This window comes from Rhizobium sp. 05L429, assembly GCF_056397645.1.
In genome coordinates, this window is the sequence record NZ_JBFTNV010000013.1 from 1 (window position 1) to 13566 (window position 13566).

14 protein-coding genes are annotated in these 13566 nt (G+C 58.8%); 7 read left to right on the top strand and 7 right to left on the bottom strand.

Annotation, left to right across the window (positions count from 1 at the left end; genetic code table 11):
• Positions 1 to 238: 238 nt before the first annotated feature.
• A complete protein-coding gene (locus tag AC1DNW_RS15420; RefSeq protein WP_477853389.1) occupies positions 239 to 2056 on the bottom strand; it encodes a hypothetical protein in 1818 nt (605 codons plus the stop codon).
• A 265-nt stretch (positions 2057 to 2321) separates the two neighbouring features.
• Between AC1DNW_RS15420 and AC1DNW_RS15425 the strand changes: the two genes are divergently transcribed.
• Together AC1DNW_RS15425 and AC1DNW_RS15430 are read left to right on the top strand one after the other, a co-directional pair.
• Positions 2322 to 2789, top strand: coding sequence for a hypothetical protein (locus AC1DNW_RS15425; RefSeq protein ID WP_113296451.1), 468 nt, complete (start codon positions 2322 to 2324; stop codon positions 2787 to 2789).
• 35 nt (positions 2790 to 2824) lie between these two features.
• Positions 2825 to 3364, top strand: coding sequence for a CYTH domain-containing protein (locus AC1DNW_RS15430; RefSeq protein ID WP_477853391.1), 540 nt, complete (start codon positions 2825 to 2827; stop codon positions 3362 to 3364).
• Here AC1DNW_RS15430 and AC1DNW_RS15435 read toward each other — a convergent pair.
• Genes AC1DNW_RS15435 through AC1DNW_RS15445 form a run of 3 tightly spaced genes read right to left on the bottom strand, consistent with a single transcriptional unit; the run spans position 3327 to position 6070 of the window.
• Positions 3327 to 4265, bottom strand: a complete 939-nt coding sequence (locus AC1DNW_RS15435; protein ID WP_477853393.1) for a DUF2950 family protein — start codon at positions 4263 to 4265, stop codon at positions 3327 to 3329. The two genes, AC1DNW_RS15430 and AC1DNW_RS15435, sit on opposite strands and share 38 nt — an antisense overlap.
• Before the next feature lie 29 nt (positions 4266 to 4294).
• On the bottom strand, positions 4295 to 5713 hold the full coding sequence (locus AC1DNW_RS15440; protein ID WP_477853395.1) for a DUF3300 domain-containing protein: 1419 nt from the start codon (positions 5711 to 5713) through the stop codon (positions 4295 to 4297).
• Positions 5714 to 5755: 42 nt separating this feature from the next.
• The gene (locus AC1DNW_RS15445) at positions 5756 to 6070 is read right to left on the bottom strand and encodes a hypothetical protein (protein ID WP_113296455.1); all 315 of its coding nucleotides are present in this window, start codon (positions 6068 to 6070) and stop codon (positions 5756 to 5758) included.
• A 322-nt stretch (positions 6071 to 6392) separates the two neighbouring features.
• Between AC1DNW_RS15445 and AC1DNW_RS15450 the strand changes: the two genes are divergently transcribed.
• From AC1DNW_RS15450 to AC1DNW_RS15470, 5 genes are read left to right on the top strand one after another with little or no spacing between them, the layout of a single operon-like run.
• The gene (locus AC1DNW_RS15450) at positions 6393 to 6734 is read left to right on the top strand and encodes a DUF3302 domain-containing protein (protein ID WP_113307627.1); all 342 of its coding nucleotides are present in this window, start codon (positions 6393 to 6395) and stop codon (positions 6732 to 6734) included.
• A complete protein-coding gene (locus AC1DNW_RS15455) occupies positions 6734 to 7891 on the top strand; it encodes an HlyD family secretion protein (protein ID WP_113296457.1) in 1158 nt (385 codons plus the stop codon). Before AC1DNW_RS15450 ends, AC1DNW_RS15455 begins: the two co-directional genes overlap by 1 nt.
• A gap of 53 nt (positions 7892 to 7944) precedes the next feature.
• The gene (locus AC1DNW_RS15460; protein ID WP_477853396.1) at positions 7945 to 9660 is read left to right on the top strand and encodes a SulP family inorganic anion transporter; all 1716 of its coding nucleotides are present in this window, start codon (positions 7945 to 7947) and stop codon (positions 9658 to 9660) included.
• Between the two features lie 21 nt (positions 9661 to 9681).
• The gene (ppk2, locus tag AC1DNW_RS15465; protein WP_477853397.1) at positions 9682 to 10524 is read left to right on the top strand and encodes a polyphosphate kinase 2; all 843 of its coding nucleotides are present in this window, start codon (positions 9682 to 9684) and stop codon (positions 10522 to 10524) included.
• A gap of 37 nt (positions 10525 to 10561) precedes the next feature.
• Positions 10562 to 11713, top strand: coding sequence for an AI-2E family transporter (locus AC1DNW_RS15470; protein ID WP_477853398.1), 1152 nt, complete (start codon positions 10562 to 10564; stop codon positions 11711 to 11713).
• Here the strand turns inward: AC1DNW_RS15470 and AC1DNW_RS15475 are convergent.
• The 3 genes from AC1DNW_RS15475 to cax all read right to left on the bottom strand — a co-directional run bounded on the left by AC1DNW_RS15475 (position 11695) and on the right by cax (position 13520).
• Positions 11695 to 11931 carry a hypothetical protein gene (locus tag AC1DNW_RS15475; RefSeq protein ID WP_477853400.1) on the bottom strand — a complete coding sequence of 79 codons (237 nt, stop codon included), beginning with the start codon at positions 11929 to 11931 and terminating at the stop codon, positions 11695 to 11697. The genes AC1DNW_RS15470 and AC1DNW_RS15475 overlap by 19 nt on opposite strands.
• Before the next feature lie 163 nt (positions 11932 to 12094).
• Complete coding sequence (locus tag AC1DNW_RS15480; protein WP_477853610.1) at positions 12095 to 12439, bottom strand: potassium channel family protein; 345 nt, start codon at positions 12437 to 12439, stop codon at positions 12095 to 12097.
• A gap of 22 nt (positions 12440 to 12461) precedes the next feature.
• Positions 12462 to 13520, bottom strand: coding sequence for a calcium/proton exchanger (gene cax / locus AC1DNW_RS15485; protein ID WP_477853612.1), 1059 nt, complete (start codon positions 13518 to 13520; stop codon positions 12462 to 12464).
• Positions 13521 to 13566 lie beyond the last annotated feature (46 nt).

Below are 13566 nucleotides of genomic sequence, written 5' to 3' on the forward strand. Positions count from 1 at the left end.
TTACCCAACTTGCCCGCCACCTGAATGACCAGCCGCGAAGGTGCCTCGGCTACAAGACGCCTGCCGAGGTTTTTATCGCACATTTGCAAGAAGCAAGGTGATCCCCTACCCTGCAAAACGGGCATGATGCACTTGGGTTAGGTTCTCCACTCGCTGATTGGGGTCGCCTCCACAAACTGGTCGACTGCAACGATGCACTGGTCATCGCGGTGGCCGGTCGTCTTTAGGTATCGTCATTTCAGTTCCTTGACGCCTTTTCGTCTGAAACAGGCAGGCCGGCAGCCTCCAGTCCGGCAAGAAAACGCTCCTGGTCTTCGGGCCGCGCCAGCCGCTTGGCGACCTCTTGCCTGACGTTCGGAATCAATGCGGGTGACCTGAGCGCGATCCAGTCGAGTTGCTCCTTTGCCTCCGCCGTTTTTCCCAGCGTGCCGAGGATGGAGAGCAATACGAGGCGATGCATCGGATTGTAATTCAGGTCCGACATCCGGGACCACAGTTCCGCGGCTTGCGTGTCACCCCGCATGAAGGCACAAAGCGCCATTCCGACTTCGTAATATCCGTGTGGTCCGGCATTTCTGCTGATGGCCTTTGAAATCAGTTCGCAGCCCATGTCCCATTTTCCCGACATCGACAGGCGCAGGCCGTATTCACCCGCCACCTCGGTGTCGTTGGGATTGCTGGCATAGGCGGCCTCGCCGGCACGCATGGCTCCGATCGGGTCATTGCTGAAAAAATCGGCGAGCATCAGTGCTTGAAGAGCGCGCGCATTCTTCGGATCGAGCCGTACGGCGCGTTCGGCAAGTTCTTTCGCAGCGCTGAGCGTCGCGGCAGTCGGCTTCGTATTCAGCTGGTACGGAAAGCGGAACTCGTCGAGATGGGTCAGCGAAAGGAAGGCGGTGAGATTGGAAACATCGGGTGTCTTTTCGACTGCCCGCTGCAGACAGGATTTTGCTGCCTCATGCGCCTGCGCAGTCATTTCGCTGCGATAGCTGTAATAGGACAGAGTGCAGGAGAAAGCGTCGGCATTTCCGGCAATGCCCGCGGTGTCGGTCTCGAACATTACGCCGAACGGTCGCGCAACCGCCGCCGCAATATGATCGGCAAGGCTGGACTGCGTTTTCAGGATGCCCTGCACTTTCATGTCGGCATCGTAATTATTTGCCCAGATGACCACTCCATCCGCCCGTCGCACGAGCCTTGCCGTTGAGCGCAGGATGCTGCCTTCCAGCCGGACGCTTCCCTGGAGAGCGTAGAGCGGCTCCGACGAAGTCTGGCCTTCTTTACTGCGCGGCAGGACCGCAACGACCACTATGTCGTTGAAAGGGACGAGCTTTTCGATGATATCGTCGGTAATGCCTCGAGAGATACCGGACGCAAGTCCCTCTTCGGGAGCATTTTCAAAGCGTTCGACGATGATGGTAGGGCGACTGTCAGCCCCCCTCACCGTCTCGGCTCCCGTATCGAACAACCTTCCATGCTGAAGCAATGCCGCCCCCGCGGCGAGGATGATCACCACGCCCCCCGCAAGGAGCCAGGATCGGGGTCGTGACAAGTGCCTGCTGGCCCTGTCTCGTCTGATCGCATCTTGGCTGATCGTATCCCTGATGACATCGACCTGCTGTGCAGCGCCTCCCTCCGACATCGGCTGATTGGACTGCCCAGGTTTCGACATATCTGTGGGCTCAGCGCCCAGCCTCACGTCGAAAACCGGCGCATAGCCGCCGAGAGGAATCGTGATGATGATCCGGTCAGTGCCGCCGGCGGTCAGGTAATAGTGTTCCAGCTCCCTCCTCAGCCGCCCGGCTTCGATACGGACACATGGATCCTGCTGAGCATCGAAATTCGCATCCCTGCCGAAAACGGCTTGCGCGATGGTAAAGGCCTTCAGATACTCGCGACGGTCGGCAAGTGTTTCAGTCACCACAAATTCGAGGAATCTTCTCGCCCGCTCGGGAAGACGAAACTCCGGGCTCGAAAGAATGCGCTCAAGTTGCTGCTGCACCTCCTCCTGCGAAGGCGCGCTGCTGCTGGCCCTGTAAACGCCTGCGTTCGTCATCGGCTTTCCCCCAGAATCCGATTGCTAACAACCTGCAGCATACTGTCGTGGACGATAGTCCCGAGTTGCCGCAACGGCAACGCTATTCATAAGAAAGGACTAATTAACAAAAAGCCTAATAAATGGATCATCCGGTGGCCGGGACACATCTTCGCGGGCATTTGCCGGCGTAGGATACCGTATCCTACCGGATCGGACGTGTATTTTACTGCCTTCCCCTGCCCGCGCGCTTTATCATCGTCCATGCATTCTGGAGGAGGCGGCGATGACATCACCTGAGACGTCCACATCCCATTCAATGTCAAGCGCAGAGGAGCTGCGCAAACGTGCTCTGGAACTCCAGCTTCTGGAAATGGAGCGCAACGAAAAGATCAAGGCGCGCGAAGCAAAGAAACATGCGGAGTTCGTTGAGGATTTTTTCCGCAAGCAAATTGGTGAAACGGAGCGTGCCGTCATCAAACGTCTGGTGATGAAAGCCGCCGCAGACGGCAAATACGAGGCGCTGATCTACAGTTTTCCATCGACCTTCTGCACGGATAGCGGCCGGGCCATCAATAACAACCTTCCCGGATGGCAGAAAACGCTGCAGGGAAAGGGAAAGGAACTTCTCGAACTCTTCGAGGAGGTTGCCAAGCCTCAAGGCTACGGACTCAAGGCGATGATCATCAACTTCCCCGACGGTATGCCTGGAGACGTAGGTTTCTTCCTCACCTGGGAACCGCCAGTCGACTGACGGACAACAGCAGGCATGAGCGAAGGACGATCGATGTGAAAGCGACCGAGATCGAACGGAAGTTCCTGGTCCGCGACGACAGTTGGCGCGCCTGCGCCGACGAGCCTCATGTGTTGCAGCAAGCTTATCTCTATCTCTCCCGTCGCAATCGAAATTCTATCCGCGTGCGCGTGATCGATGGATGTTCAGCGCGCTTGACGATCAAGTTTCGCACGCTGAGCCTTGCCAAGGAGGAATACGAGTACGAGATTCCCATTGGTGAGGCTCGTGACCTCATCCTGCGCGCAGCCGGTCATGTCATTGAGAAAACGCGCTATCGCGTCCTCCATGATGGGCGAAACTGGGACGTGGATGTCTTTACCGGCGCCTATGAGGGGCTGACCCTCGCCGAGATCGAACTGGCGAGCGAGGAAGATCGGCCGAAGCTGCCGGAATGGCTCGGTCGGGAGGTCACAGGCAGAAAGCGCTACTCCAACCGCGCCATGGCAGCCGCTTTGCGCGTTCCGCCGGCGGCGCGGGAGATCGCCTGCGAAGATCCTAGTCGCTTACGACGCTCCAGTTGGCATCAGGATTGAATTCCTTGATCGCCGCGGCGCGTTCTTCCGTTTTAGGCCCCAGGTCGCGCTGGTAGATAACGTTCGACCCATTGACCATAAATGTCTGAACGCCGGTGACCCGATATTTGACGGGCCAGGCAATCAGCGCAAAACCGCCGGTCATATAGCCGTTGACGAGATAGCTCTGCTTGCCGCCCAGCACATTGTCTCCCTGGGACGTCAGGATGCGATAGCGATAGCCGAAATACCCCTCCCCGCGTTTGGCGGCACCGAAGGCGGCCGTTTCGACCAACGTGCTTGCCGGGCTTTCTTCGGGATAAACGTTCGGATCCCAGTACAGGCCATCAAGCTTGCCCGCGCTGCTGATCAATTTCTTTGCGAACTCATAGATGCCGTCACCGTCACGGTCCTCGGATGCGTATTGATACTGGGCCGAGACATATTCATGCATGGTATCGATGGTGGCGAGTTCATTTTCGCCGATGCGGCGATTAACGATCTCTTCGAGGCCGCGCTCAGTGTCGAAGGACCATTTGCCGTCCTTGCCCTCGGTCAGCGGAAACGGCAGTGGCCAGAGCCGATCGCCGATCGCAACGATCTTCATGCCATCCAAATCCCGCAAAATCGCCTGTCGCTCGGCACCTTCGCGGATCAGCCCGTAGGCGATCGTCGCCTCGTTGCTCGCCCGCAGCTTGTCCGGTTTCAAGCCGAGCAGAGYGGCAAGGTCGTCGAAATTGTTCGAGCCCAGCACCGATTTGAGCTTGTCCAGCGCAAGCTCAGGACTGTCGAATTTCGGTGACGGCGTTGCCGCCCGGTATTCGGCCAGATCTGTCGGCACTTGCGAAAACGCAGGTGCCGCCGGCATTGCACAAAGCAGTGTCGCAAGCATGAGCGGAATTACGGTCGATTGACGTTTCATGATGTAACTCCCTGAACTGGAAAGAGGTCTCACCGCCGTCTGCCGCCACCGCCACCGCGACCGCCGCCACCCTGCGGCCGCGGCCGATGCTGTGCGGGGCGAGCTGACTGGCGATGGGCGCCCATGCTCTGCGATCCGCGTTTGGAGGCAACCGCCTCACGGCGGCCGGACTGGACATTGCCGAGCGCGCTCGGCTGCCGTCCCCGATTGTCGGGTCTGGCGGCCATCTGCGGTTTATTAGGCCTATTGATGGATTTCTGCGCGGGTTTGGACGGGCGATTGGCGGCCTTCTGAGGACGCGCTTCGGGTCGGGATGCGGCTGGCCGATTGGCCGCCACTGGCCTGTTGGCTGCCGCTGGCCTATTTGCTGCCGTTGGCCTATTTGCCTGCGGTCTGTCCTTCAGGCCCTGCGCCGTGCTTTTTCGAATATCGTCCGCACGCGCCGCGTTGGCGCGATTGCTGGGTCTCTGGCTCGCCTGGATATCGTTGGCCCGGTTGCGCAGCTGGTTGCGGTTGTCGGCCTGCAGGCCGGATTTGATCGCCGAGCGGTCCATCTTCGAAAGCTGGTCCTTGCCAATGCTCAACTTGCTGCGATCGACCTTGCTCCAGTCGACGTCGTTCCACTTCAGCTTCCCATTGAAATTACGATCATTGAGGCAATTATTGCAGTCGATATCGATATCGCCGTTCCAGCGACCTCCCCAGACACCCCAGTCATCCCAATTGACGACCGCAGCCCAGGCAAGGCCGGTCACCGCGCCGGCAAAGAAGGCCGCACCGGGATAATAATAGCTGTCGTAGTAGTCGGGATAATAGGAGATCGGCGCCGACGCATAGCCGGGCTCATAGAGCATTTCCGGTGGATATTGCGGGATATAGATCTTTTCCGGATCTGTCGGCCGGATGATGATATTGTCGTTTTCGGTGACGACCGTCACCTTGTCATMCGTCTTGATGATGTTCTTTTCCACCGCTTCGTCGCGAAGCTGCTGGATGGCAATCAGGACGTCCTTCTGCTGGTTGGCGAGCGCATCGGCGAGCGCCTGGGTCCAGTCGAGATCCTCACTCATCATCTTGACGATATCTGGATAGTTCAGCAGGGACACGACGCTGCCGTCCCAATCGCTCTTGGGTTTGAGGTCGGAATTCTTCTTTTTCGCCTCCAGGAAGCGCTGTGCCTCGATGATCTGAAGTGGAAAAAGCGAGGCGGCCGAAATTGCCGCGACCAGCTMGTCCGGATAGAGCGCGATGCGCGCCACGAGAACTTCAAGCTCGTCATCCGTCAGACGCGTGGTTTCAGCCTCTTCGGCACTTGGCTGGGCCGGGGCTGCTGCCGGCGCGGGAGCTTGTGCCTGCGCGGGGAACGATGGCGGCAATGCGATGATTGCCAGAGCTGACAATCCGCCAAGCAGTTTGCCACAAAGCAGTTTGCGGGAAATTGCTTTCATCGCGCATGGACCTCCCTTTAATCGGTTGAATGACAGATGCGCTTACGGAAACTTCGGGCCGGTTTGCGGCGACCGCCGGAGCACGACTATTTTCGATTGGGTGATCGCCTCCCCCATCTCTTTCAACAGGGCCTCGACGAGGCCCGCATATTCCAGCCGGCGCGCCTCCCTAACCGTCTCGGGCAACCGCTCGACATGCGCCAGAGCCTGTGCTGCTGCAGTGAGATCTTCGCACATGCTGTGAAAGGCCTCGTTTACATAGAAAAGGCGCTGCACCACCCGCTTCTGGTCGGGGAAATAAGTCTCAGCCGTCTCAAGGACGGACAAATATGTCGATCCACTTTCTCCCGGCACCATCTCCGCCCCCGCCGCCGAACTGCGCTAAGCAGATGCGTGAACTATATAACAGGCGGATCGGCGGCAGACGTAAAATACGTGATCTTACATTAGCCGACTTCCAAAAATCGTGGCGAATTCGGGACGCAGAGGCCGGATTGCCATCCCCCTTGCCGTTCCCGCCTCTTTTGATTTCTGCAAGGACGATCCGCCTGGGCGCAGCCGCTGCCGACGCCCCGATAGAGGTTACGCGATGCTACGGGCCTCAGCGCCAAAACGGGCCTAATATCCCGCGTCGATAGCGATCGAACGGCTCGGCAAGACCAGCCGGAAGGGAGCGGCCGTGTTTCTTGACTATTTTGCCTTGGGCGTGCTGGTCTTCGTCGTGGTCACGCTGTTTTATGCGGTGATCGCGATCCACGACATTCCTCATCTGATCGCCAAGGCGCGCAATCATCCTCATCAGGATGCCATTCACGTTGCTGGATGGGTCAGCCTCTTCACGTTGCACGCCATCTGGCCGTTCCTGTTCATCTGGGCAACGCTCTACCGCGAGGATCGTGGCTGGGGCATCCGTAGTGACGGAAAATTATCGGCGGAGACGGAAGCGGATGCAGAAATCGCCCGTCTCCATTCGCGGATTGCCGAGCTTGAGGCACGCAAGCCGGAGAAGGAGGACGCCTGATGGACCTACTCCTGATACTMACTTATGCCGCGATTTGCTGGGTGATCTTCAAGATATTCAGAATTCCGGTCAATCAATGGACGCTCGCAACAGCAGTGCTTGGCGGGATATTCCTCATCTCCACCCTCCTGCTTCTGATGAGTTACAATCATCCCTATTCCAGCGATGGGCGAATCTATTTCACCTCGGCTCCCGTTATCCCCACGGTAGGAGGTCAGGTCGTCGAAGTGCCTGTCGCAGCCAATACGCCATTGAAGAAGGGTGACGTTCTCTTTCGCATAGATCCGCGGCCCTATCAGTTCACGGTCGATCAGAAGCAAGCAGCACTTGCCGAAGCCGAACAGTCCGTCCTGCAATTGAAAGCGGCGCTTGATGCCGCCAATTCCGCTGTCACGGGGGCTGAGGCCTCGAGAGACCGGTCACTGCAGGCCTTTCAAAAATTCCAGCAGTCCAACGAGAATTCAAAGTCGAGCGGCAAAAGCGCCGTCTATTCCGAGCTTGAGGTCGAGAACCGCCGCGGCATTTATCTGACCGCAGAGGCAGCAGTGGATACGGCACGTGCGCAGGCATTGCAGGCAAAACTCGCTTATGAATCCGAGATCAACGGCACGAACCCGACAGTCGCAAGGCTACAGGCCGAGCTGAATAACGCCAAATACGAACTCGACCAGACAACCGTTCGCGCTCCCACAGATGGCTATGTGACCCAGGTCTTCCTTCGTCCCGGAATGATGGCCAATCCTCTGCCGCTCAGGCCTGTCATGGTCTTCATCGACAGCCAGGATCGCATGCTGGCGGCAGCTTTCATCCAGAACTCGTTGCAGCGCGTACGTGTCGGCGACGAGGCGGAGGTGGCCTTCAAGGCCGTCCCCGGCAAGATCTTCAAGGCACGGGTTCAGGAAGTCATCGACGTGATGGCGCAGGGCCAGTTACAGCCCGGCGGCGCGTTGATCGACCCGCAATCGCCCGAGCGGCTCTCTCCCGGACAGACACTGGCACGCATCGAGTTGCTCGAAGCTACCGACCAATACCAGCTGCCCGGCGGCGTAGTCGCGGAGGTCGCCGTCTATACGCATTATTGGCACCACGTCGCCGTCCTGCGCAAGGTTCTTCTGCGGATGAGCAGCTGGATGAATTACGTGTTCCTGGAGCACTGAGCGCGGCGCCGGGAGAGATGCAGGGAACAATGACGAAGCAATAGGAGTGCGCGGTGATAGGCAGTCTTCCGATGTTGCGAGGCTTGACCGGTTTCAAGAGGGATTGGCTCCGCAGCGATATCCCGGCCGGGCTGTCGATCGCCGCCGTCGGCCTGCCGAGCGCCATTGCCTATCCTGCGATCGCCGGTCTGCCGCCGGAGACCGGTATCTATGCCAGCATCGTCGCGCCCATCGCCTATGCGATTTTTGGGCCGTCCCGGCTGCTGATCGTCGGACCTGACGCGGCGTCGATGTCGGTGCTGGCGGCTGCAATGGGCACGATCATCGCCGCCGATCCCACGGGCAGCGGCGACCGGGTGGCGATCGCGGCGGCCCTCGCCCTTGGCGTCGGCGTCTGCTATCTCGCCGCCAAATTACTGAGACTTGGCGTTCTCGCGAGCTTTCTTTCCCGGCCCATTCTGGTCGGGTTCTTTGCCGGCGTTTCGCTTTCTATCCTTGTCGGACAGATCGGCCGTTTCACGGGAGTGAAGATTGAATCCGATGGATTGATCCAGCCGCTCGCCGAAATGCTTGCCAAAAGCGGACTGATCCATTGGCCCTCGCTCATCCTCGGGTTCGCCATGTTCGCGCTGCTGTGGATCGTCCGCTTTTTCCCGTTCAGAATTCCAGGTCCTATCCTGGTCGTCATCATCTCGGTCCTTCTTTCTGCTATTTTCGACTTTCGCGGCCAAGGCATCGCCGTCGTCGGGGACATACCGCGCGGACTTCCGAGTTTCTCCCTGCCCCCTATCCATGAAATGCCTCTTGACAAGGTCGTCACCGGTTCGGTTGCGATCTTTCTTGTCAGCTTCGGTTCCGGCATTGTCGCGGCGCGCAGCTTCGCGTCGCGAACCGGTGACGAGGTCGACGCCAATCAGGAGTTGATCGGCCTTGGCGCAGCCAATATAGCGCCCGGATTTTTCGGTTCGTTTCCGGTCAGCGTATCGGATTCTCGAACCGCGATAAATCTTTCGACGGGCGGCGTTTCGCAGGTCTCAGGACTGGTTTCCGCGGCCGCCCTGATCGCCGTGCTGGTTTTCCTCCATGGTGCGTTGCGCATCCTTCCCATTCCCGCGCTAGCCGCGATCCTTGCAATGGCTGCCATCAGCCTGATCGATATTCCCGAGCTCAGGAAGATCTGGCGCATCAGCCGTATGGAGTTTGTCTTTGCGCTCATCGCCATGTGGGGAGCGATCAGCTTCGGCGTCCTCAATGGCGTCATTGTCGCTATTGTCGCAACCTTCGTCTACCTCCTGCGTCAAACCATGTTTCCGCGCGATGGCCTGCTTGGTCGTATCGAAGGCCGGCATGGCTTCTTCGATCTCCAGCGCTACCCCGAGGCTCGTCCTGTCCCCGGTGCCGCCGTCTTCGCCGTCCAGGGCAGCATCCTGTTCTACAACGCCGACTACGTGCGCATCCGGCTGACATCGGTCGCCAAGGAGCTTCCCGCAAATACCAAATGCCTGGTGCTCGATGCCAGCGCCATCACGCAAATCGATAGCACAGGCGCGACCGCGCTCGAGGCCGTGGCCGAAATTCTCGTGAAGCGGAATATCGTCTTTGCTTTCGCCGATCTCAGTGATGAAAGCCGCGTCATTCTCGAACGGGCCGGGGTCATCAAGACCGTCGGAGCCGACAATATTTTCAATGGCAGAGAAGAAGCCCTGCGGACGCTGATTGGCGATATCGACCAGATCGGCAACGCCGCGACGGCGCATAATGCCCCTTAAATGACAGGAGGAGGGAAAGCCATGGACGAGAATTACGAGCCGAAGCTAGCGGATGGTGAAGCACCCCGCAGCGGCAAGGATAAAAAGAAGAAAAAGTCATGGGATTACGAAAAAGAGATCGGCCGCCTGCAGGTGGAACTGGCCCATCTGCAGGCCTGGGTCAAGAAATCCGGCGCGCGGGTGGTCATCGTCTTCGAGGGGCGTGATGCCGCCGGCAAGGGTGGAATGATCAAGCGCATCACGGAAAGGGTGAGTCCCCGCGTCTTTCGCGTAATCGCCCTGCCCGCCCCGACCGACCGCGRGAAATCGCAGATCTACATGCAGCGCTACATTGCCTATCTGCCTGCCGCCGGCGAAGTCGTTATCTTCGATCGCAGCTGGTATAATCGTGCAGGCGTCGATCGGGTCATGGGCTTCTGCAGCGAGAAGAAGGCACAGCGCTTCCTTGAACTCGCCCCGCGTTTCGAGGCCGCAATCGTCGAAAGCGGCGTCATTCTGCTCAAATATTTCCTCACGGTCAGCGAAGAAGAGCAAGAGCGCCGCTTCAAGCGCCGGATCGACGACCCGTTGCGGCAATGGAAGCTCAGCCCCATGGATGTCGAATCCTATCAGCGCTGGTGGGACTATACGCGCGCCTATGACGAAATGCTGCGGATGACCGACAGCAATCACGCGCCCTGGTGGATCGTGCCTTCGGACGACAAGAAGCGTGCGCGCATCAACTGCATCTCGCACATCCTGCAATCGATCCCCTATGAGCGCCTGAAGTTCGACGCGCCGGATCTCGGAAAGCGGCAGAAGCGCCCATCGGCCTATGTCGAGGATCATGCGATCCGGCATGTGGTGCCTGATACGACATCGTGACGATGGGTCCGCCGGGCGCGCCGGAATGGATACAGCCATGGAGCAGGTAAGCGATACGACCCCGCAAGGGAGCAGTGCGGGGCAGATTTCAGTAGAAGCGCGGGTCAGCGATCTCGTCCGGTTGGGCATTATCGGGCTTTTTGCCTATTGGACCCTGGAACTGATCGCTCCCTTCGCGCTGATCGTCATCTGGTCGGCCATTCTTGCGGTGGCACTGTTTCCGATGTTCGACGCGCTCTCGCGGCTGATCGGCAACCGGCCGGTGATTTCGGCTTTCGTCATCGTCGTCAGTTGCCTCGTGCTGATTATCGCGCCGCTCGCCCTCGTCGCGGTCAATTTTGCTGATGCCGTTCAGGCGTTGATCGGCAAGCTGCGGACGGAAGACTTTATCTTGCCTGCAGCGCCGGCAGCCATCAAGGAATGGCCGGTCATCGGTGAGCGTATCCATGACACCTGGAACCAGATTGCCGGCGACCTGGCGTCCACGATCATCAAATTTCAGGCACCCATCCGCGAAGTGATGGGCGTTGTCGTCGCAAAGCTCGCCTCGGTCGGCGGCGGCGTCTTGAGCTTCGTCGCCTCGATCCTGCTTTCCGGCCTGTTTCTCACACGGGCGACGCGACTTGCGGCAACAGTACAGCTTCTGGCAAATCGGATCGGCGGCGAAAAGGGTGTGGGTTTTGCCCGGCTTGCCGGGAGTACGGTGCGAAATGTCTCGCGGGGTGTCATCGGCGTCGCCTTCCTGCAGACGCTGCTTTGCGGTTTGTGCTTTGCCTTCTTCGACATTCCCGCACGCGGTGCACTGACCTTCGCGGTCTTCATGCTCTGCTTGATGCAGCTCGGCCCGGGGCTGGTGCTCCTGCCAATGATCATCTGGGCGTGGTTCTCCTGGCCGTCTGCCGTCGCTCTTGTCTTTACCTGTCTCGCGGTACCGATCACGGTGGTCGACAATGTCCTGAAGCCCGTATTGATGGCGCGCGGTCTCTCGACCCCGATGCCCGTCATCCTGATCGGGGTTATCGGTGGTACGCTCTCGCATGGACTTCTCGGCCTATTCCTGGGGCCGGTGGTCCTCAGTGTATTCTATGAATTGTTGCGAGCCTGGGCCTGGCCAGCGGCGACAGCGAGCGGGTATGAACATGGGCCTGCCGTCGGCTTGGACGGAAAGGTTCAGCGGTCGGCGCAGTAGACGGTAACCTCCTGCTCTATTTCAAGGCAGAGCTGCTCATATTCGGTGATCAGCTTGTCTTCTCGCGGGTACCCGTTTCGAAAACGGTCCAGCGCATCGACGGCCAGATCATAGGCCTCGAAGATTTCGCCAAGCGTCTCGCCGGTCATGCCCACGAGACGATGACGGATATCGGGAAGTCGGAGCATCAATTTCCGTCGTCCACGTTCTCGGCTCATCAAGTAGCTCCGTATATCTGCGCACCCCGCAAATCGTACGAACTCAGGGGAACGCCGCTCGTTCCCGATTGGTTGCCCAAAATTATTCGTAAGAACGGTTCCGTTGGATCACATCGCGACAGATTGCGCGGTCCAGAGAGCGGGAGCGTAGCCGAACTCGGAATTAAGGCTTCCAATCGTCGGCATTCAAAGCTTTTACAGTAACGGCAGCGACAATGCCGGTCAGCACAATTCCGGCAAAGCCGATTACCAATGACAATATCCGCGCCGAAATATGTTTGGGGGTAAAGTCGCCGTAGCCGATGGTCAGGCCCGTGACGAACGTGAAATAGAGAGCTTCGTCGAGGCGCCAATCTTCGATGCGCCAGATTGCAAGCCCGCATCCGATCATCACCAGGACCACCCCGGACACGATTGGCCAGATCACGCGAAGCTGCCTTACCAAGGCGACGAAGAAGAGACGCCGCATTTGCCGATGGGTCAATTCATGGCCAGGTTTCATTGGCATGTTTTGCGCCCGCAGATCCGCCTCATAGTGTCTGATCGGGCAAAACATACAGCGTCATCGCGAAAATCATGTAGACCATCAGCACCAACACGCCGACGAACCAGGCCGAGCGTCCGCTATTGGTGACGAACATCGCCGTGATGGTCGCCAGGAAAACCATCACCACGACGCCGGGCGCAAACTGCAGATCCATCGGTGTCGGACCAATCAGATAGCTCAACAGGATCAGCACGGGTGCGACGAACAGAGCGATCTGCGAGGCGCTTCCGAGCGCAATGCCCACACTCAAATCGAGACGGTTCTTGCGTGCACCGGAAAAGGCCGAAGCCATTTCGGCTGCACCTCCGACCAATGCAACGACGATGAAACCGACAAAGGCAGGCGTCATACCGAACACCTTGGCGGCCTCCTGCACGGACTCGACGAAGATCTCGCTGACCAGGGCGACCAGGATCGTGACACCGGCCAGCGTGGCCAGCGCCATCCCGATCGGCCACGGCGGTTCCTCCGCCTGTGCGTGCTCGGCTGCAGCAAAGAATTCGCGATGTGTTTTAAGCGTGAACAGCAATCCCAGCCCGTATCCGATGATGAGCAAGATCGCGAGCCCGAAGCTGAGTTTGTGGATGATGGCAGTCGCCGAAGCCGAATCCATCGAAGCAACAGCTGACGGCATCAGCAGGCCGATCGTGGCGAGGAAGAGCAGGCCCGCCTGAAGGCGCGCATTGGCTCGGTTGAACTCCTGACTGTGATGTTTGAGGCCGCCGAGCAAAAACGACGCGCCCAGCATGAACAACGTGTTCGTGACGATCGCACCGGCAATGGATGATTTTACCAAAGTATATTGTCCGGCACGCAGGGCAGTCAGTGCGATAACCAGTTCGGTCAGATTTCCCAGCGTGGCATTGAGCAACCCGCCGGCGGCGTCACCCGTTTTTGCCGCCACGGATTCGGTCGCATGGCTGAGGAGACCGGCCAGCGGTATGACGGCAAGCACCGACAGGATGAAGAGCAGAGTATGAGCCTCGGGTGCGACTTGCGCAGCAATGAAGACCACCGGTACCGCGACGAGCAGCCACAGCATCGGGTTGTCACGAATTTCTTTCCAAAGGAGGATCACCCCCGTCACT